The following is a 19,605-nucleotide window of genomic DNA, read 5'->3' as shown; positions in this document are numbered from 1 at the left end:
GCCGGTTTTTTTATACCCGTTTTTTATGCTCGGAAATCTTGGGGATTCAAAGCTTGAGCATTCAGTCGCGCTCGAACAGCGCAATCGATTCGACGTGCGATGTATGCGGAAACATGTTCACCACACCCGCGCCTTTCATGCGATAACCGGCATCGCGCACAAGCACGCCCGCGTCGCGTGCAAGTGTTGCCGGATTGCAGGAGACGTACACAATCCGCTTGGGCAACACACCCTCGCCGCTCTGAGCAATCTCCCCCAGCGCCTTCGATACCGCCAGCGCACCGTCACGCGGTGGATCAATAAGAATCTTGTCGAAGGGACCGAGCGCGCGAAAATCGTCCGCAGTGATCTCAAAGAGGTTTCGGCAGGCGAACGACGTATGCTCATGGACGCCATTTGTCCTGGCATTTTCCAGCGCACGTTCTGTCAGGCCCGCACTCCCCTCGATTCCCACCACCTCGCGCGCTACGCGCGCGAGTGGCAACGTGAAATTGCCAATACCGCAAAACAAATCCAGTACTCGATCCGTGCGCTGCGCGCCCAGCAGCCGCAACGCGCGGCTGACAAGTACCCGGTTGATCTGATGATTGACCTGGGTGAAATCGGTCGGTTTGAATGGCATGCGGATGCCAAATTCCGGCAGCGTATAAGCCAGTTCCTGCCCGAGCGGATAAAACGGGTATGCCGTCTCCGGCCCCTTTGGTTGAAGCCAGAACTGGACGCTATGAGCATCGGCAAAAGTGCGTACCAGCGCTTCATCCGCTGCCGTCAACGGGTCGAGAATTCGCAGCACAAGTGCGGTTACCTCGGCCCCCACGGCCACTTCGATCTGCGGCACACGGTCGCGAATTGACAAATCGCGGACGAGCACACGCAGCGGCATCAACAGTGCCGATACATTCGGGTGCAGGACTTCGCACGTTTCCATATCGGCGACAAAACTGCTTTTTTTCTCGTGGAAACCCACCAACGCCCCACCCTTTCCCGCGATCAGCCGCACAGCCAACCGCGCCCGATAGCGGTATCCCCACGACGGCCCGTGAATCGGCCGATAGATCGTTTCCGCGTGGAGCTTGCCGATGTGCTGGAGGTTGTCCTCGAGGACGCGTTGCTTGACGGCGATCTGCGCCCGCACGTCGAGGTGCTGCATGGAGCAGCCGCCGCATTTACTGAAATAAGCGCATTTCGGCCGCGTGCGCATGACGCTTTCGCGCAGGATTTTTATTAGCAGCGCCTGCTCGAATGCGGCCTTCTTGCGAAAGCTCGCGTACAGCACGCGTTCGCCCGGCAACGCGCCTTCCACGAAAATAACCTTGCCTTCCGAGCCGTCCTCGGCCATCGCGCGGCCGACGCCTTGGGCTTCCATATCGAGCGATTTAATTTCGATCTCAAGGGGCGCAGCCGACGGGTCCAGAGGAACAATTCGAGTGGGCGGATTCCAGCGATTACGCGATTTTTTTCGAGCGTGAGACACCTGCGGACTTCCTGGCTAATGTGAAAAAAGTGAACAATCGGGAAGTTGAAAACTAACGAAAAGCGGGGCCAAGACCCCGAAAAAGAGCAACGAAGGCGAGATTGTAGACGATGCCGGGAGCGCCCCGGCGCGGTGCTCAGTTGTCGAACGCCGCCAGATATTCAGCCCAATGGGACGCTGGCTCAAGCGCGAGTGCATTCTTTACGAAACTGATCTCGTCGGCATACTCTTCAGGAGAAAACCCACCACGCATCAGTTGAAAGCGGCAGTACATCAGGTACGTGTTGACCACGTCCGTCTCGCAATAATTGCGGATTTCCTCTATCCGTCCTTCCGAGTACGCCTGCCAGACCATGCCGCCGTCCATGCCCAGCTTTCCCGGGAACCCGCAGAGCTTGGCAAGCGCATCGAGCGGCGCGTTCGCGCGCGCCTGGTACATCGCGAGCACGTCCATCAGGTCCGTGTGACGCGCGTGGTAACGGCTGATGTAGTTGTTGTAGCGGAACTCGCGATCGTCGTTGCCCTGGTCCCAGTAGCGGGACGCCGTCACGCCATGCACCATCGCGCGGTAGTGCAGCACGGGCAGGTCAAAACCGCCGCCATTCCATGAAACGAGTTGCGGCGTATATTTTTCGATCACGCGAAAAAACGACTGGATCAGCGACGCCTCGGAATCGGTCGTCGTGCCGAGCGAACGCACGCGAAACCCCGTGTTATCGCGAAACACGCACGAAATAGCGGCAATGCGTTGCAGATGGTGCGGCAGGAAGTCGTTGCCCACCTTTTCGCGGCGCGCGGCAAACGCATGCTCCGCGACCTCGATGTCGGTCAGCGTGGCGGGGAGACTGTCAAGACGGCGAATACCGTCGACATCGGGAATCGTCTCGATGTCGAATACGAGAATGGGTGTCATTATTTTTTAAGGACAGCGTTGCAAGGACGTGTTGCTGGAGCGACGCAGCGGCTAGAGCACGGCGTCTTTTCGCACACCGTTCGATGCGAAGAAACGCTTGAGCCGGACCAGCGCCTCTTGCTGAATCTGGCGCACGCGTTCGCGCGTCAAGCCCATTTCGTCGGCCAACTCTTCGAGCGTGGCCGGCTCAATATGATTCAGGCCGAAGCGGCGCTCGATCACGTGCCGGTGTTTGTCGGAGAGACGGGAAAGCCACAGCTTCGTGAGCGTTTCCAGTTCGCGATGCTGAACTTCTGAATCCGGCGACTGGCTTGCGTCGTCGGACAGCAGATCGAGCAGGCTGCTCGCCGGATCGAGATCGAGCGGCGCATCAAGCGACGCCGTGTGTTCGTTGAGCGCGAGGATGTCCGTCACTTCCTCGGGAGTTTTGCCGGTGAGATGCGCGATGTCATCAATGCTCGCGTCGCGTCGGTCCGGCGCAATGGCCGCCGTCGAATTCGCCGAGCTTTTTTCGAGATGACGTTTCGCACGCAGAACCTGATTGAGTTCGCGAATCACATGAACAGGCAAGCGCACCGTGCGCGCCTGATTCATGATCGCGCGCTCGATGCTCTGCCGAATCCACCATGTGGCGTAGGTCGAAAACCGGAAACCACGCGTGGGATCAAATTTTTCGATGGCGTGCATTAAACCGAGATTGCCCTCCTCGATCAGATCGAGCAGCGGCACACCACGATTCAGATATCCCTTCGCGATACTGACCACGAGCCGTAGATTGCGCTCGATCATGACCTGGCGCGCTTCGAATTCGCCGGCTTTCGCCAGCCGCGAATAGCGCTGCTCTTCCTCGACGGTCAGCAGCGGCTTCACGCTGATGCGGTTCAGGTAATGCTGGATTGTGTCGGCCGTGAGTTCGGCCTGCAAAATAGACTTGAAGTCGTCGACGTCGGGAACGGAATCAGCCGCACCCTCGGCGGCATCCTTGCCGCTCGCGCCGCTCTCTTCGTCTGAATCGAGTTCGGCCTCAGCCGTTTCACCTTCAGATTCGTCTGCCTGACTCGAAGCGCCGTCTTCCACCGTTGTCTGCGTGGGTCGGCTGATTGTCTCAGTCTCGGCTTGCGGCGGCTGGCGCTTCGATTTAGGCATGATGGCTTCGCTTATTGCGGCGGCAAATACTTCAGAGGGTCGACAGGTTTCCCCTGCCGGCGCACTTCGAAATGCAACATCACGCGGTCCGAATCGCTGTTGCCCATCTCGGCGATCTTCTGCCCTTTTGTCACCGCGTCTCCTTCTTTTACCATCAAAGCGCTGTTATGTGCGTACGCGGTAAGAAAAGTTGCGTCGTGTTTGATGATGACGAGATTGCCGTATCCGCGCAGACCGTTACCGGAGTAGACGACCCGTCCATCGGCTGCCGCGTTGACCGCATCTCCGGTTGCGCCGCCAATGTTCAAGCCTTTGTTCTTCGCTTCGTCGAACGTGCCGAGGATCGGTCCGCGCGCCGGCCAGATGAACGCCGGCTGCGCAGCCGGAACCGCGGCCGTGCCGTTGTCGACACCTGTTCCCGGCGGTTGCGTCATGGCCAGTCCTGGCGCCACCGTGCCGGGCATTGCGCCCATGCCGGACGACGTGCCGTAATTAGGCGCAGGCGGCACGCTGCCGTTTGCACCCGGTACAGTCGACGTATTCGCTCCATACGTATTATTGAGTGGCTGAGCCTGCACGCCACCGCCGACAATTGGAGCGGTAGAAACGCCCGGTGTTGCCGCCGCGAGGTTAGCGCCAGGAGGCGCCACGCGCAGCAACTGGTCGACTTCGATCTGGTTCGGGTTCGTCATGTTGTTCCACGACGCGATATCCCGATAATTCTGGCCGTTTTCCAGTGCGATCCGGTATAGGGTGTCACCCGGCTTTACCCGGTAGTAACCTGGCGGCGGCGGACCCGGTGGCAACACCGCTCCATCCTGGGCCGCCTGCGTGCCGATAGCGGACCCAGTCCGGTCGACAACGGGCGCCTGGTCCATCCGGGTCGCGCAGGCGGCCAGTGCGGACAGCGCCACGACGCATACACCGCGCTGAACCACCGACAGACCGGGGTTCGCGCTCACTTCTCGTTTAGCACGCAACATACTCATCGGTGTCAAATCACTCCGGATTTTAAGGGTACAAAGAAAACCCGATCGAGCTGCGACTCGCGCCATTGAGTGGGCGAAACGCGCTCGACGAGTGTCAGTATCTGCGCTTGCGCCGTCTGCGATCCGACGGGCGCAACAAGTCTGCCGCCTACAGCGAGTTGATCGAGCAACGCCTGCGGAACGTCAAGCCCGGCACAAGCGATCACAATGGCGTCGAACGGCGCGGCCGCCGGCAATCCGAGGCGGCCATCGCCGTAATGCAGACGAATGTTCGGCACGCGCAACGGTCGCAGGTTCAGCTTCGCGCGCTCAGATAACGGCCGGATCCGTTCAATGGAATACACGTCCGTTGCAACCTGCGACAATACAGCCGCCTGATAACCGCAGCCCGTGCCGATCTCCAGCACATTCCTGAGCGTGCGTCCGGCCGCGACCAGTTCGATCATCCGCGCGACCACCGACGGCTTCGAGATCGTTTGATGATGACCGATCGGCAGCGCAGCGTCCTCATAAGCCTGCGTGGCAAGTCCGGGATCGACGAACATATGGCGCGGCACCGCGGCCATGGCGGCGAGCACGCGTGCGTCCGTTATGCCGTTGGCACGCAGCCGTTCGACCATGCGCTCACGCACGCGTTCCGATGTCAGCGCATGCGTGCTTTGCTGCCCGGCCTGTGACGCAGACTGTCGGACGACGTTCGATTTGACCGCCGGCTGCGGCGCCGGTTTTAACTTCGCTGGCTGTAAATTCACAGCTTGCGCGTTCGATTTCGGCTCCGGCTTCAGCTGCGTCCTGGACCTTGGCTGAACATCGCGCGTTTCGTTCGGACGCGCACCCGAACGCAGCGCGCCGGGCTGATGATGTGCGACGACCGTGGAAGGCTTCGACGCGGCATGCAATCTTGCGGCCGCACGATGCCCATCTCCCGTCGATGCAGCCGGACTTCCCGCCGCGCCTCGCGCCGCAGTGTTACCCGCGAGCGCCTTTAATTCAGGTTTTGCCGCCGTAGTCGCCTTCATGCCGGGATGCGTACCGGCCGACGGTTTCACTGCCCTTCCGCCCGCCAGTTTCGGGGCAGCTGCTGAGGCCTTGTGGGTGGCCGCCGCGGATTTCAAAACACCGCTGCCGCCCGAAATCGCCTTCAATACCGGTTTGCTGCGCGCATCAGGACGCGCAGTCGCCTTGCGTGGCTCGCGCACCAGATCGGCGAGCGCCAGCGGAAAGCGTTTCGCGCGTTCGTCCGTCATGAACGGCGGCTCCGTGCCTCAGCCCACTCGCGCGTGGCGGGCAGCAGTTTGGTGTGGGTCAGATCGAGTTGCAGCGGCGTGATCGAGATATGGCCGTTCGCCACCGCATGAAAGTCCGTACCTTCGCTTGCGTCGAGCGCGTCACCGGACGGCCCGATCCACCAGATCGGATTACCGCGTGGATCGCTTTGCCGGACAACCGGTTGCGATGGATGACGCTTGCCTAACCGCGTAATGCGCCACTCGCCCATCTCGCCATAAGGCAGACTCGGAATATTTACGTTGAGCAGAGGATGGCCCGGCATGGGGTGCGCGAGATAGTGCGCGACAATCTCCGCCGCCACGCGCGCCGCGTCCTCCAGATGCAGCCAGTCGCGCCCGACCAGCGAAAACGCAATGGCCGGCACGCCGAACATAAATCCTTCGGTGGCTGCGGCGACCGTGCCGGAATACAGCGTGTCCTCGCCCATGTTCTGGCCGTTGTTGATCCCTGATACAACCAGATCCGGCTGCTCGGCCAGCATGCCCGTCAGCGCGATGTGCACCGAATCCGTTGGCGTGCCGTTCACGTAATTGAAACCATTCGCCGCAGTGTGAATGGTGAGAGGCCGCGACAGCGTCAGTGAGTTTGAAGCGCCGCTGCAGTTTTGCTCGGGCGCCATCACCGTGACTTCGCCAAGCGGCTGCATGGCCGCGTGCAGCACGTTAAGGCCGCGTGCCAGATAACCGTCGTCGTTGCTGAGTAGGATTCGCATTCGACGATTGTAACCGAGGAAGGAAGGCCCGCGGATCGACGGCGGGACACTCGGCCAAACGGTCTGCTAAGGCGCTCTACAGTCGCCAAATTGCACGCGTTTTCTAGACCTTTCGGCTAACGCAGCAGCAGCAGAAGGACGCTCATGCAGCCCTGATCTACACTGCCAGATCACGATAATTTCACCGGAGACACCATGCGCGCCATTCGATGCAACCAGTACGGACCACCGCAGTCCCTCGTCCTGGAAACGCTCCCTGATCTCCAGCCCGGGCCGGGCCAGGTTGTGATCGACGTACGCGCGGCCAGCGTGAACTTCCCTGACGTCCTCGTGATCCAGAACAAGTACCAGATGAAGCCCGAACTGCCGTTCACGCCAGGCTCCGAGTTCGCGGGTGTGGTGCGGGCCGTGGGCCCTGACGTCAAGCGGTTGAAACCCGGCATGCGGGTCGCGGCCTACACGGCGCAAGGCGCATTCGCCGAGCAGGCGCTGGCGAGCGAGGCGGCGTGTATGCCATTGCCCGACGACATCGACTTCGCCAGCGCTGCGGCCATTACGCTTGCGTACGGCACCTCGCACCACGCCGTGGTCGACCGGGGTGCATTGAAGGCCGGTGAAACCATGCTCGTGCTGGGCGCGGCGGGCGGCGTCGGGCTGGCGGCGGTGGAAATTGGCAAGGCACTCGGTGCGCGCGTGATTGCGGCGGCATCGAGTCCGGAAAAGCTCGCGTTGTGCGTGGAACACGGCGCGGACGCCACCATCGACTACACGAGCGAAAACCTGCGCGACCAGATTAAGGCGCTGACAGACGGGAAAGGGCCGGATGTCATCTACGACCCGGTCGGCGGCGAGTATGCTGAGCCGGCTTTTCGCAGCATCGGGTGGCGTGGCCGGTATCTCGTGGTCGGGTTTGCGAATGGCGAGATCCCGAAGCTGCCGCTCAACCTCGCGCTGCTAAAAGGCGCGAGTATAGTTGGCGTTTTCTGGGGCCAGCATATCCAGCGCGAGCCCGATCTGGCGACTGCCGCGTTGCAGCAGATTTTTGGCTGGATCAAGGATGGCCGGGTACGACCGCACGTGACGAAGCGCTACGCTCTTGAACAAACCGCCGAGGCATTGAACGACATGGCCAGCCGGCGCGTGACGGGGAAGATCGTGATCGAACCGTGACGTCTTGCGATGGGATGCATGACCGCGGCGCACTAACAACGCTTTTCAGCTTGCGGGATGCGCCAGCCGGCCTCGGGCGCCGAGACCAGGCTCAAAAGCTTTTATTCGTTGGCGGCCTGCCGACGTGGAAAGACTTAAATCGCGTTGTTCGCCCGCAGCCGCGCAATCTCGTCAGGCTCATACCCGAGCGATCGCAGGACTTCATCGGTGTGTTCGCCGAGTTGCGGGCCAAGCCAGCGCGTCTCGCCCGGCGTCTCCGACAACTTCGGCGTGACGTTCGGCAGCGCGATGTCCCGACCATCCTGCCAGGGAAAATGCTGGATCATCTGGCGCGCGATGTATTGCGGATCGGTGAACATATCGGCCACGCTGTAGATTCGGCCTGCGGGAACATCGGCGGCGTTCAGCACGGCAAGTGCCTCATCTATGGAACGGGTGCAAAGCCATACGCGGATAGCGTCGTCAATTTCCCGTGTGCGCGGCACACGCCCGTCATTCGATGCCAGCGTGGGATCGTTGCCCAGATCTTCGCGGCCGATCGCGAACATGAGCCGTTTGAAGATCGGATCGCTGTTGCCGCCAATCACAATGCTGCCGTCGCGGCACGGATACGTATTCGACGGCACGATGCCCGGCAGCGACGCACCCGTGCGCTCGCGGATCATGCCGTACACGCCGTATTCTGGTACGACGCTTTCCATCATATTGAAGACGGCTTCGTACAGCGCAACATCGACCACTTGTCCCTTGCCGCCATTCGCTTGCCGGTGATGCAGCGCCATCAACGCGCCGATCACGCCATGCAGCGCTGCAATGGAGTCGCCAATGGAAATGCCAATGCGCGGCGGCGGCAGGTCCGGGTAACCGGTGATGTGGCGCAATCCGCCCATCGACTCGGCGATGGCGCCAAAACCCGGCCGGTCGCGATACGGCCCGGTCTGCCCATAGCCCGACAGCCGCACCATCACGAGGCCGGGGTTCTCGGCGGATAACACCTCATAACCCAGCCCGAGTTTTTCGAGCAAGCCGGGCCGGAAATTCTCGACAACAATATCGGCTTCCTTCGCCAGCCGCCGGACGATTTCCTTGCCGTCAGGAGACTTGAGATTGACCGTCACCGACTTTTTATTGCGTGCCTGGACGGCCCACCATAGCGATGTCCCGCCTACTTCCGGATACAGCTTGCGCCATTTGCGCAGCGGATCGCCGCCGTTCGGATCTTCGATCTTGATCACGTCGGCGCCGAACTCGCCCATGAAGCGCGCGGCGAACGGCCCGGCGATCAGCGTACCGAGTTCGAGCACCTTGACGCCGGCGAGCGGTCCCGTAGAAACGCTCATGGTGTCTCCTTCGTTGTCGTTTTTACAGCGGTTTTCACAGCGGCTTGAATGGCATAAGTAGCTCAAGCGGCCGGAGCCGCCTTTAGCACCCACCGCCTTTACAGCGGAATATCGAGTGCCTTGAACCGCGGCGAACCGTCGGCGAGCGCGCCGTTAAACAGTTCCGCCGGACGCACCCACAGGCCATGATCGTGCGGCCAGAGATGCTCATAAACAATCATCGGCTCTTCCGTCTCTGAATGCCGCGCCACGCCGATCACGCGATATAAACCGCCCTTGTAATGCCGGTGCGTGGCGAGCGTCAATGCTTCTGCTTCGGTCATGTTGTTGCCTTGTTGCGATGTCACTAAGGTCTGCAAACTGCGCTCTAAACTGAGCGCCGGTCAAGCATTGCACGCGCGATCGTGCCCGCATCAACGTATTCGAGCTCGCCGCCTACCGGCACGCCGCGAGCAAGGCGCGTCACCTTCAGGCCCTTGGACTTGAGCGTCTGTGCGAGGTAATGCGCGGTCGCCTCACCTTCATTCGTAAAGTTCGTGGCGAGCACGATTTCCTTTACGAGGCCGTCGGTGGCGCGCTGGATCAGGCGATCGAAATGGATCTCTTTCGGCCCAATGCCGTCGAGCGGACTCAGCCGTCCCATCAGCACGAAATACAGCCCGCGATACGTCAGCGTCTGTTCGAGCATGATCTGGTCAGCGGGCGTTTCGACCACGCAGAGCAATTCCGGATCGCGTTCGGGGTCGATGCAGACTTCGCAGATCGCAGCCTCGGTGAACGTGTTGCACTTCTCGCAATGCTGCAGATGCTCGGTGGCGAACATCAGCGATCGGCCGAGCTTTTCAGCGCCCGGCCGATCGTGCTGCATCAGGTGATAGGCCATGCGCTGAGCCGACTTGGGACCCACGCCCGGCAGCGCGCGCAGCGCTTCGACGAGCGCCGACAAGGCGGAAGGTTGTTTCATGCGCTTGGAACCCTATGCTCTGAGGGTTGAGAATTTAGAACGGCAGCTTGAAGCCCGGCGGCATCGGCATGCCGGCCGTCATGCCGCTCATCTTTTCCTGCGTGGTGGCTTCGGCTTTACGCACGGCGTCGTTGAACGCAGCGGCAACGAGGTCTTCCAGCATGTCCTTGTCGTCGGCGAGCAGGCTCGGGTCGATCGTCACGCGGCGGACGTCGTTCTTGCACGTCATGGTCACCTTCACGAGACCGGCGCCGGACTGTCCTTCCACTTCGACCAGGGCGAGTTCGTCCTGCATCTTCTTCATGTTGTCCTGCATCTGCTGAGCTTGCTTCATCAAGCCGGCGAGTTGGTTCTTCATCATGGTCGGGCTCCTTGCTGGAAACGGGGTAAAGAGAATGAGCGCATGCCGCGCGGTTCGGGATCGGCTCCGCGCCGGCTTTAAATGGGTGATGGATGTTGCCTTGCTTGCTTTATATGCCTTGCAGCGCGTACTTTATATGCCTTACAGCGCGTGTTTCGATATTCATTCGAGCCGTCCGGCATGAAGGGATTTCTCACCTCCGTGCTTACCAGCTCTCCCGGTCTGACTCGTTCGCCCCGCGGGGGTTCTGGCTTTCTCGCTTCCCATCGTTCTAACGGGTTGCGTAGCATAACGGCTTTCAGCGCTTGAACGCTGCGTGCTTGCCTGCTATGCAGCGTCCGCAAAGTTCTGCCGCCCTACCGCGCCGAACTCTTCGCCCACAGCAAAAACATCAGTTCGCCGATGCCGCGTTCTGGCCGCCATCCTGCGCGTTACCAGAAACCAGCGTCGATACCAGCGGCTTGATCGAACCTTGCACGATACTCGCGCCGAAATCGCGGATCAGCGACTGCACGAACGGGTTCTGCGTAATCTCCTGCTCCGCCTCCTGCTGGCGCTGCGCGCGAGCAGCGGCGTCGACCGCGGCGGCCGTGCGACGCGCCGGGCCGACATTCACGTTCACGTCGATCGACCGGCCGAGCTTATCGGTTAATGCGGCCTTCAGCTTCGCGACCTGTGCGCTCTCGGCGTATTGCGGGACCGGCACGGCAAGCGTGATGGATGCGTCGTCGCACGCGGTCAACTCGCTATTGAAGGCGAGTTGGTAAGCGATACCCTTCAGCGGCAAATCCACGGCAAGCGTTGGCCAGTCACCGTTCACGCCAATGGCATCGAGCGGAACGGCGGGAGGCAGCGGACGTGCATCGACTCTGGGCCCTGGCTTGGCCGCGGGCGCATCGTTGAAGCGCAGGTCGTCGGGGCCGCTGTCAAACGCCGGCATGAAGCCATCGTCGGGCGGCATGAAATAGCCCTCTTCCGACGACACCGGTTGATAGTCGTCCAGCGGCATTTCTTCCCATGGCGGGGTTGCGCCACCGGCGTTCTTGCTGGCGATAGCGCCAGCGCCGTTAGCGCCGCGCGGCGCTCCGGCATTTGTATCATTGCCGTTCGCGTTCGGCTGCGCACCGCCGAACCTGGCGTCGCCCGCTGCGGATGCTGCGCTTCGATCAGCTGAAGCAGCCGGCCGGCGCGGCACAGGAACCTGCACGGCAGGCGTCGCCTTGGGGGTTGCGGGTTTGCGCACGGGTTCGGGAGCACGCGCCCCGCGATCCGACGACACCCGATTGCCGGCGCTACGCAACACATCGAGCGCGGCGCTGGCACCGCCGGTCGCACGTGGCGATGGGATTTTTTCAGCCGGCGGCACGACGCGGGTATCGACACAGTTATCGACCCGATTTTCCGGCCGATCCGCAGCGGCGCGATCGATGAGTTCCTGAGCGGCAGCAGCCAGCGCCGTGGAGTCGGAATCAGGTTCGGACTCAGGCGCAGCCAAGACGTCGGGCGAAGCATGGGAACTGGCAGATGACGAAGGCGTGTCGGCGGAAGGCTGCGGATCTAGAGATAATGCTGCTTCAGGGGACTTGGTTTCAGCAGGAACGGTCGCTGGAGCGTTCTGCACATCCACTGCGCCTACCTTCGCCCCGTCGTCACGCTCGGCGGCAGCCTTGTCCGTCGGCGCTTCGACCTTCCGTTGCAATGCATCTTCCGGGTCGATGACACGAGCCTGCGCAACGGCAGGGGTACCGATAGGCTCCGCGATCGCCCGCGCCGCCTCACTCGCGACGCTTTGCACGACATCGTCACTGGTTGCCGCACGATTTTCACGCGGGACGGATCCTGTCCCCGCCACCGGCGTGGAAGCCGAATCGCGCCCATCCGCAGCAGCACGGTGCCCGGTCACCGCCGATTGACCCGCATCCTGCAGCAACGGCGCTTTTTCGCGATCCGAACCGGTCGCGGCGATAGAGGTCACGCGATTCATCACCGGCTTCGAAGCACTGGCAACCGACAAACCCGCCCCACCGGCTGCAACACCACTCGGCGCCGAGTCACGCGTTCCTACACTGGGCGAACCCACAACCGCTTGCCTCACCCGCGCGCCGCCCCCACTGCCTCCACCCGGACCACCCGCGGGTTCGAACGCAAGCATGCGCAACAGGGTCATGGTGAACCCGGCGTATTCATCGGGAGCCAGACCCAACTCGCCGCGCCCGATCGTTGCAATCTGATAGAACAGCTGCACGTGCTCGGCGCTGAGCAAGTCGGCGAAACGGCGGATATCGGCGGCCTCCGGCCATTCGTCCAGCACCGAAGCCGGCGCGTATTGCGCCCACGCAATTCGGTGTAATAAGCCAGCCAGATCCTGCAGCGCTGTGGAAAACGACAAACTGCGCAACGCCATTTCGTCCGCGATGCCAAGCACGCCTTGCCCGTCGCCCGCCGCGAGCGTATCGAGCAAGCGGATCAGATAACTCTGGTCGAGCGCGCCGAGCATGCCGCGCACGGCCTCCTCGGTAACCTGATTCGCCGAATACGCGATGGCCTGGTCGGTGAGCGAAAGCGCGTCGCGCATGCTGCCGTCGGCGGCACGCGACAAGAGCCGCAACGCCTGCGCCTCGAACGGAATCTGCTCTTCACCAAGCACATGTTCCAGATGCCCCACGATCTGCCCGGCCGGCATCTGCTTCAGATTGAACTGCAGGCAGCGTGACAGGACGGTGACCGGAATCTTCTGGGGGTCGGTGGTGGCGAGGATGAACTTGACGTGTGCAGGCGGCTCTTCCAGCGTCTTCAACATGGCGTTGAACGCGTGGTTCGTGAGCATGTGCACTTCGTCGATCATGTAGACCTTGAAACGCGCATCAACCGGGGCGTACACCGCGCGTTCGAGCAACGCGGCCATTTCGTCCACGCCGCGATTACTGGCCGCGTCCATCTCGACATAATCGACAAACCGTCCCTCATCGATCTCCTTGCACGCCCGGCATACGCCACACGGCGTGGATGTCACGCCGGTTTCGCAATTGAGCGCCTTGGCGAAGATCCGCGACAACGTCGTCTTGCCGACGCCCCGGGTGCCGGTGAACAAATAAGCGTGGTGCAGCCGTCCGCCGTCGAGCGCATGCGTAAGCGCGCGAACCACGTGCTCCTGGCCGACGAGCGAAGCGAAAGATTTGGGCCGCCACTTGCGTGCGAGAACTTGATAGGTCATGCCGAAATTGTATCAGCAACGTCAAGAGGCAAAAGCGTTTCGCCGCGGGGTACGCGCCTATGGAGGCGCGCCCAGAAACCTGCACCGCATACGGGCGCAACGGCTTCTTGAGCGGCAAAAAGGTCGATGGAAAACGGGGAAGCGAGCGCACGAAAAAACACAAACACTGACAGGACGTCCGGGGCTTGGAACAAAGGAAGCTTGAAACGAGGGATAAACCGATGAGACGCTGGGGAAACTACGGGGGTGTGCGAGGGGTGTGACGAATACAACGAAAGACTGAGAACAACTAGAGGATAACGAAAAACAAACAAGAAAAGCGAAGGTGACGAGCCCGACCCTCGGCACTGGTAGAAAACGGCTGTGGCTGCTTCGTTCCCGACCTGACCAGGTTGACCGCGCCACCATGCGAGGAGGCCCGTCACGGAGAATCATATCAGAGAAGGATCGCCGCGCCCACTACCACGGTGAGCGCTATTGCAATTCAGGCGCGCAATCGCAATATGCGTGACCTGCGGCCAGCAGCCTTGTCGGATAGGCTCGCTGTATAAAACAGGCATCGAAATCCCACGCTGGAGATTCACCCAGAAGGGGCCTATCGGTACCCGGCAACAGATAGCAAAGTAAGCTAAGATGACAATTTGAAGCACCGGCTAATCACCGTGTGGCGGGCAGAACGCGGCTTTTCCGGCAACGGTATGCGCCCATCCAAGCGAGCGGCTCTACACCCCGCAGCGCGGCGAACTATTTCCTGTTTTGGTGTATCGTGGCGAGCATTCAAACGCGGGCCTCGAATTCATAGAGGTATTCACATAATGAGCGAATCGATCAAACATATCAGCGACGCATCCTTTGACCAGGACGTCACGAAATCGGATAAACCCGTCTTGCTCGATTTCTGGGCAGAATGGTGCGGCCCTTGCAAGATGATTGCTCCGATCCTCGACGAAGTGGCCAAGGATTACGGCGACCGCCTGCAGATCGCGAAGATCAATGTGGACGAGCATCAGTCGACACCGGTGAAGTTTGGAGTGCGCGGTATCCCCACGCTCATCCTGTTCAAGAATGGTGCAGTTGCCGCGCAGAAGGTCGGCGCATTGTCCAAGTCGCAACTGACCGCGTTTCTGGACAGCAACCTGTGATTTGAAGCGGCAGGGTCGACGTTGTGACTTGAAGTGGTGACTCGAAGCCGGAAAGCCAGCAATGGCATTTCCGGCTCTCGCGGAACAACTGCCTTCCAGCGACACGGCCCGACACTTAAGCCTGGTTCAATCCGGGCAGCATCAATAAAACCAAGTAAAGACAGCAAAAGCAGTTAGCTTCACGTGAGATTCCAGCCGATTGTTGTGATGCCACAACATGAACGAATCACACTGTCACCACGGCCACCCGAGGCCCTGTCGGCATGTGCTATGCTAGAATCCTAAGACTGCAAGATGTTTCTTAAGACGGCAAGACGTTTAGGTCCTTGAGCGTTCAGCTCACTTCTCCTCCCAAATTCTCTGTTGTACCTCTTCTCCCTGGCGGGAAATCCGTATGCATTTATCCGAGCTCAAGTCTCAGCACGTCTCCGCATTGATCGAAATGGCCAATGGCCTGGAGATCGAAAACGCCAATCGACTGCGCAAGCAGGAATTGATGTTCGCGATTCTTAAAAAGCGCGCCAAGACCGGCGACACGATCTTCGGCGACGGCACGCTCGAAGTTTTACCCGACGGCTTCGGCTTCCTCCGCTCGCCCGAGACTTCGTATCTCGCCAGCACAGACGACATCTACATCAGCCCGTCGCAGATCCGCCGCTTCAATCTGCACACAGGCGACACCATCGAAGGTGAAGTGCGTACGCCGAAAGACGGCGAGCGTTACTTTGCACTGGTCAAGGTGGACAAGGTCAACGGCCAGGCGCCGGAAGCCTCGAAGCACAAGATCATGTTTGAAAACCTGACGCCGCTGCATCCGAACAAGCCGATGCCGCTCGAGCGCGAAATGCGCGGTGAAGAGAACGTGACGGGCCGGATCATCGACATGATCTCGCCTATCGGCAAGGGTCAACGCGGGTTGCTGGTGGCATCGCCGAAATCGGGCAAGACCGTGATGCTGCAGCACATTGCGCATGCGATCAAATCGAACCACCCGGACATCGTGCTGTTCGTGCTGCTGATCGACGAACGGCCGGAAGAAGTGACGGAAATGCAGCGCTCAGTGGTCGGTGAAGTGATTGCCTCCACCTTCGACGAACCCGCCGCACGCCACGTGCAAGTCGCGGAAATGGTGATCGAAAAGGCCAAGCGCCTGGTCGAAATGAAGCACGACGTCGTGATCCTGCTCGACTCCATCACCCGTCTCGCACGCGCTTACAACACGGTTGTCCCGGCGTCGGGCAAGGTGTTGACCGGCGGTGTGGACGCGAATGCACTGCAACGCCCGAAGCGCTTCTTCGGCGCGGCACGTAATATTGAGGAAGGCGGATCGCTGACCATCATCGGCACGGCACTGATTGAAACCGGCAGCCGGATGGACGACGTGATCTACGAAGAGTTCAAGGGCACCGGCAACATGGAAGTGCATCTGGAACGCCGTCTTGCTGAAAAGCGCGTGTATCCGTCGATCAACCTGAACAAGTCGGGCACGCGTCGCGAAGAACTGCTGATCAAGCCGGACCTGCTGCAAAAAGTCTGGGTGCTGCGCAAGTTCATTCACGACATGGACGAAGTCGAGTCCATGGAATTCCTGCTCGACAAAATCCGTCAAACCAAGAACAACGCTGAATTCTTCGACTTGATGCGTCGCGGTGGTAGTTAATCCGACATAGTTAATTCAACATAGTTAATCCAACGCGCTGGTTCGAAACATGAAAGCCGTCCGCATTCGCGGGCGGCTTTTTTTCGTCCGTCGAAACAAGTGACTCGATTGTAGACGTGAACGTTCACGTTCATGTTGGTCTATAATTTCGGGACGCCATCATTCGCCGATAAAACCATCGGCCAGCGCCATGTCCACCGAACTGCTCACCGTACGCGACGCCGCCGAACGCCTCGGCGTCACCCCACGCACCCTGAAATACTATGAAGAACGCGGTCTCGTAACGCCCAGCCGGAGCGAGGGGCGTTATCGGCTCTATGACGAAAACGACCTGGAACGCTTTGGGCGGATCTTGAGGCTGCGATCGCTGGGGTTTTCGCTGCATGGCATTGTGGAGATGCTCAAGCGGCCGCTCGAAAAAACGGAAGCTGGCCAGAACCGCTATTCGCCGGATTCGCTGGCGGATATCCGCCAGGGTCTGCAGCAGCAACTTGATGCAATCGATACGCGCATTGAATCCGTGCGCCGCGAGCTGAAAGAAGCGCAGGCGGTGCGCGCCGAACTGCGTCTCGACCTGGACTATGTGGAAGCGCGGCTCGCCGGCCAGCCTGCCGATGCGCTGCTCGAACAAAGATCGAAGGCGAGCGCAAAGGCCGGGAGCAAGAAGTAATGAGCGCGCGGGCGCCGGTGTTCAGCGTCGAGCGTTTGCGCGGTGACTTTTTCCCGTGGGTGCTCGCGCTCGTGACCGGGCTGGATTACTTCGACAACGCCATCTTCTCGTTTTTCGCCAGCTACATTGCAGGCGGCATCAATGCATCGCCTGACGAACTCGTGTGGTCGTCGAGTGCTTACGCGGTCGCCGCCGTGCTCGGGATTTTGCAGCAGCAATGGTGGGTGGACCGTCTCGGGCACCGCCGATACGTGGCCGGCTGCATGCTGCTGTACGCGTGCGGCGCGATGTTGTCTGCGCTCACCGAAACCTCCCTGCAACTGATGTTCACGCGCGGTTTGCAAGGCTATTTCATCGGTCCGATGATGGGCGCCTGCCGCATCCTGATCCAGGTGAGCTTTACGCCGCAAAAACGCGCCAGTGCAACGCGGGCTTTCCTGATCCTGATTGTGGGCAGCAGCGCGGTTGCGCCCTTGCTTGGCGGCTGGCTGGTGTCGCATTTCGACTGGCGTGCGTTGTTCGCCTGCACCGCGCCCGCAGGGCTCGCATTCGCCGTCCTGGCCATGATCGCCCTGCCTGATTCCGGCAATGTGGTGCGGGAGGAACGTGGCGCGACGAGTTTCTGGCCGTATCTATTGTTTGCATTTGCACAGGGCGCGCTGCAGATCGTGATGCAGCAAGTGCGCTTCGTGCACTTCAGTACGTCGCCCGCGCTCGTGCTGCTGACGGTAGCGGGTATTGGCGCCCTCGCCTGGTTTGCGTGGCATCAATGGCATCACCCTGCACCGCTCGTGCGCCTTCATGCACTGCGCGAGCGCTCGTTTCAGGTGGGTCTGCTGCTGTACATGTTCTATTACTTCGAGTCGACGGGGTTCAGCTACCTGATCTCACGATTCCTCGAACAAGGACTCGGTTATCCGGTCGAGAACACGGGCCGGCTGGTCGGGATCACGTCGCTGATCTCGGGTTCGGCGCTGTTCCTGTATTTCAAGTTCACGAAGTATGTGCCGCGAAAGAAGTGGATCATCGTGCCGGGTTTTGCGATTGCGGCGCTAGTCGGATGGCTGATGACGCGAATGTCGCCGGGCGTGGCCCAAAGCGATCTGATCCTGCCCATGCTGTTGCGTGGCTTATTGCTGCTTTTCATCGTGTTGCCGGTTGCGAATCTGACATTCAGGATTTTCGAGATCGAGGAGTTTACGCACGGCTACCGGCTGAAGAATATCGTGCGCCAGTTGACGCTCTCGTTTGCGACGGCGGCGGTAATTATTGTCGAACAGCATCGGGAAGCGTTGCATCAGTCGCGGCTCGCCGAAGCCGTGAATCCGTACAATCCTGAGTTTCAGAACGCCGCGAATGCGCTGGCGAATGGCTTCGCAGCGGCTGGCCATTCAGCCGTCGATGCCCACGCCCTCGCTATTGCGACCATCGCCCGAACGGTCGCGCAACAGGCGAGTTTCCTCGCTTCGCTCGACGGTTTTTATTTCATGATGGGCGTGGCGATTTGCGGTGGCGTGTTCGCCCTCTGGCAGAAACAGATCGATTGAGCTTCAAGAAAACATCGAGAGGACAAGTAGAGAGCTCATGGCCAATTTCCTGACCCGGCTGATCAGCGGGAATCGTCGTGAACGGGCGCTGCGCAAACACGCCATCGACGACACGCTTTGGCAAAACACACTCGATCGCCTGCCGTTTTTCGGCCATCTCGACGAGGCCGAACGCGTCCGGTTGCGCGAATGTACGACGCTTTTTATCGCTGAAAAGGAGTTCTCGACCGCACACGATCTGACGCTCACCGACGCGATGATTGTCGCCATCGCGGTGCAAGCCTGCCTGCCCGTGCTGAATCTGAGCCTGGAGTTGTACCGCGGCTGGGTCGGCGTGATTGTGTATCCGGGCGAGTTCGTGATCCGCAAGACGGTCGAGGACGAAGCCGGCGTGGTGCACGAGATTGAACACGATGCGAGCGGCGAGGCGTGGGAAGGCGGGCCGGTCGTACTGTCGTGGGAAGACGCGCAGATGACCGGCGGCGAGGACGCGTACAACGTCGTCATCCACGAGTTTGCGCACAAGATCGACATGCTGAATGGCGAGGCGGATGGCCATCCCCCACTCTTTCGACGTTGGCACGCGCCGCTCGATTCCAACGCCTGGAACGACGTCTTCGATCACGCCTACGACCATTTCTGCGCTCAGGTCGATGCCGTTCCCACGCGCCGCTGGGGCCGGTTCGAGCGCGAATCGCTGATCGACCCTTACGCCGCCGACCATCCGTCGGAGTTTTTTGCGGTCTGCAGCGAGGCGCTGTTCGTGCAGCCCGTGGCGTTCGAGCAGGAATATCCGGAGTTGTATCGCTTGCTTGCGCGGTATTACCGGCAGGACCCGGCGGGCATAGGGGCGCTGGCCGCGGTGGCGCAGAAATGAGGCGGGAAACGTCGGTCCGGGCGCCCTGAAAACATGCCAAACGGCTGATTTTCTGGCATAATCCACGTTTTTCGACCTCAGGCAAGTGGCTCGCGCTCGCAGGATCGGTTTGCAAGATAGGCTTGCAAACACGCGC

17 protein-coding genes and 1 other RNA gene are annotated in these 19,605 nt (G+C 60.6%); 6 read left to right on the top strand and 12 right to left on the bottom strand.

The genetic code is table 11. The features are described 5' to 3' along the window. Positions 1–61: 61 nt before the first annotated feature. From rlmD to surE, 6 genes are all read right to left on the bottom strand, one after another. A complete protein-coding gene (rlmD, locus tag GSQ93_RS04855; protein ID WP_254073759.1) occupies positions 62–1,423 on the bottom strand; it encodes a 23S rRNA (uracil(1939)-C(5))-methyltransferase RlmD in 1,362 nt (453 codons plus the stop codon). A 187-nt stretch (positions 1,424–1,610) separates the two neighbouring features. Next, positions 1,611–2,387: a 3'-5' exonuclease gene (locus GSQ93_RS04850; RefSeq protein ID WP_158934469.1), complete on the bottom strand. Its 777-nt coding sequence runs from the start codon at positions 2,385–2,387 to the stop codon at positions 1,611–1,613. Positions 2,388–2,438: 51 nt separating this feature from the next. Then, entirely contained in the window at positions 2,439–3,533 is a 1,095-nt protein-coding gene (gene rpoS / locus GSQ93_RS04845; protein ID WP_158934468.1) for an RNA polymerase sigma factor RpoS, read from the bottom strand. Positions 3,534–3,544: 11 nt separating this feature from the next. Then, on the bottom strand, positions 3,545–4,522 hold the full coding sequence (locus GSQ93_RS04840; protein WP_158934467.1) for a peptidoglycan DD-metalloendopeptidase family protein: 978 nt from the start codon (positions 4,520–4,522) through the stop codon (positions 3,545–3,547). Between the two features lie 5 nt (positions 4,523–4,527). Next, the gene (locus tag GSQ93_RS04835; protein ID WP_158934466.1) at positions 4,528–5,769 is read right to left on the bottom strand and encodes a protein-L-isoaspartate(D-aspartate) O-methyltransferase; all 1,242 of its coding nucleotides are present in this window, start codon (positions 5,767–5,769) and stop codon (positions 4,528–4,530) included. Continuing rightward, positions 5,766–6,524, bottom strand: coding sequence for a 5'/3'-nucleotidase SurE (surE, locus tag GSQ93_RS04830; protein WP_158934465.1), 759 nt, complete (start codon positions 6,522–6,524; stop codon positions 5,766–5,768). The genes GSQ93_RS04835 and surE overlap by 4 nt, the downstream gene beginning before the upstream one ends. A 195-nt stretch (positions 6,525–6,719) precedes the next feature. On the opposite strand from surE, the gene GSQ93_RS04825 reads away from it, so the two are divergent. Continuing rightward, the gene (locus tag GSQ93_RS04825) at positions 6,720–7,694 is read left to right on the top strand and encodes an NADPH:quinone oxidoreductase family protein (RefSeq protein WP_158934464.1); all 975 of its coding nucleotides are present in this window, start codon (positions 6,720–6,722) and stop codon (positions 7,692–7,694) included. Positions 7,695–7,828: 134 nt separating this feature from the next. Here the strand turns inward: GSQ93_RS04825 and GSQ93_RS04820 are convergent, their stop codons facing one another. The 6 genes from GSQ93_RS04820 to ffs all read right to left on the bottom strand — a co-directional run bounded on the left by GSQ93_RS04820 (position 7,829) and on the right by ffs (position 13,996). Further along, positions 7,829–9,034: a CaiB/BaiF CoA-transferase family protein gene (locus GSQ93_RS04820; protein WP_158934463.1), complete on the bottom strand. Its 1,206-nt coding sequence runs from the start codon at positions 9,032–9,034 to the stop codon at positions 7,829–7,831. A gap of 98 nt (positions 9,035–9,132) precedes the next feature. Next, positions 9,133–9,357, bottom strand: a complete 225-nt coding sequence (locus GSQ93_RS04815; RefSeq protein WP_158934462.1) for a DUF1653 domain-containing protein — start codon at positions 9,355–9,357, stop codon at positions 9,133–9,135. A 44-nt stretch (positions 9,358–9,401) separates the two neighbouring features. After that, positions 9,402–9,998 (bottom strand): recombination mediator RecR, encoded by a 597-nt coding sequence (recR, locus tag GSQ93_RS04810; protein ID WP_031356440.1) that lies wholly within the window; start codon positions 9,996–9,998, stop codon positions 9,402–9,404. A 34-nt stretch (positions 9,999–10,032) separates the two neighbouring features. Continuing rightward, positions 10,033–10,359 (bottom strand): YbaB/EbfC family nucleoid-associated protein, encoded by a 327-nt coding sequence (locus GSQ93_RS04805; protein WP_158934461.1) that lies wholly within the window; start codon positions 10,357–10,359, stop codon positions 10,033–10,035. Positions 10,360–10,750: 391 nt separating this feature from the next. Then, positions 10,751–13,573, bottom strand: coding sequence for a DNA polymerase III subunit gamma/tau (dnaX, locus tag GSQ93_RS04800; protein WP_158934460.1), 2,823 nt, complete (start codon positions 13,571–13,573; stop codon positions 10,751–10,753). Between the two features lie 324 nt (positions 13,574–13,897). After that, positions 13,898–13,996: signal recognition particle sRNA small type (gene ffs / locus GSQ93_RS04795), an RNA gene on the bottom strand. A 392-nt stretch (positions 13,997–14,388) separates the two neighbouring features. Between ffs and trxA the strand changes: the two genes are divergently transcribed. The 5 genes from trxA (at position 14,389) to GSQ93_RS04770 (ending at position 19,469) form a co-directional block, all read left to right on the top strand. Further along, positions 14,389–14,715 (top strand): thioredoxin TrxA, encoded by a 327-nt coding sequence (gene trxA, locus GSQ93_RS04790; protein ID WP_031356443.1) that lies wholly within the window; start codon positions 14,389–14,391, stop codon positions 14,713–14,715. A gap of 394 nt (positions 14,716–15,109) precedes the next feature. Further along, entirely contained in the window at positions 15,110–16,375 is a 1,266-nt protein-coding gene (rho, locus tag GSQ93_RS04785; RefSeq protein ID WP_031356444.1) for a transcription termination factor Rho, read from the top strand. Positions 16,376–16,565: 190 nt separating this feature from the next. Further along, entirely contained in the window at positions 16,566–17,045 is a 480-nt protein-coding gene (locus GSQ93_RS04780) for a MerR family transcriptional regulator (protein ID WP_158934459.1), read from the top strand. Next, a complete protein-coding gene (locus GSQ93_RS04775; RefSeq protein WP_158934458.1) occupies positions 17,045–18,592 on the top strand; it encodes an MFS transporter in 1,548 nt (515 codons plus the stop codon). Before GSQ93_RS04780 ends, GSQ93_RS04775 begins: the two co-directional genes overlap by 1 nt. Positions 18,593–18,629: 37 nt before the next feature. Next, positions 18,630–19,469, top strand: a complete 840-nt coding sequence (locus GSQ93_RS04770) for a zinc-dependent peptidase (RefSeq protein WP_158934457.1) — start codon at positions 18,630–18,632, stop codon at positions 19,467–19,469. The last annotated feature ends 136 nt before the right edge of the window (positions 19,470–19,605 follow it).

Source organism: Burkholderia sp. S171 (assembly GCF_009766085.1).
Classification (GTDB): domain Bacteria; phylum Pseudomonadota; class Gammaproteobacteria; order Burkholderiales; family Burkholderiaceae; genus Caballeronia.
Note: the sequence above shows the minus strand (reverse complement) of the source record. Positions and strands in the feature narration are given on the sequence as shown.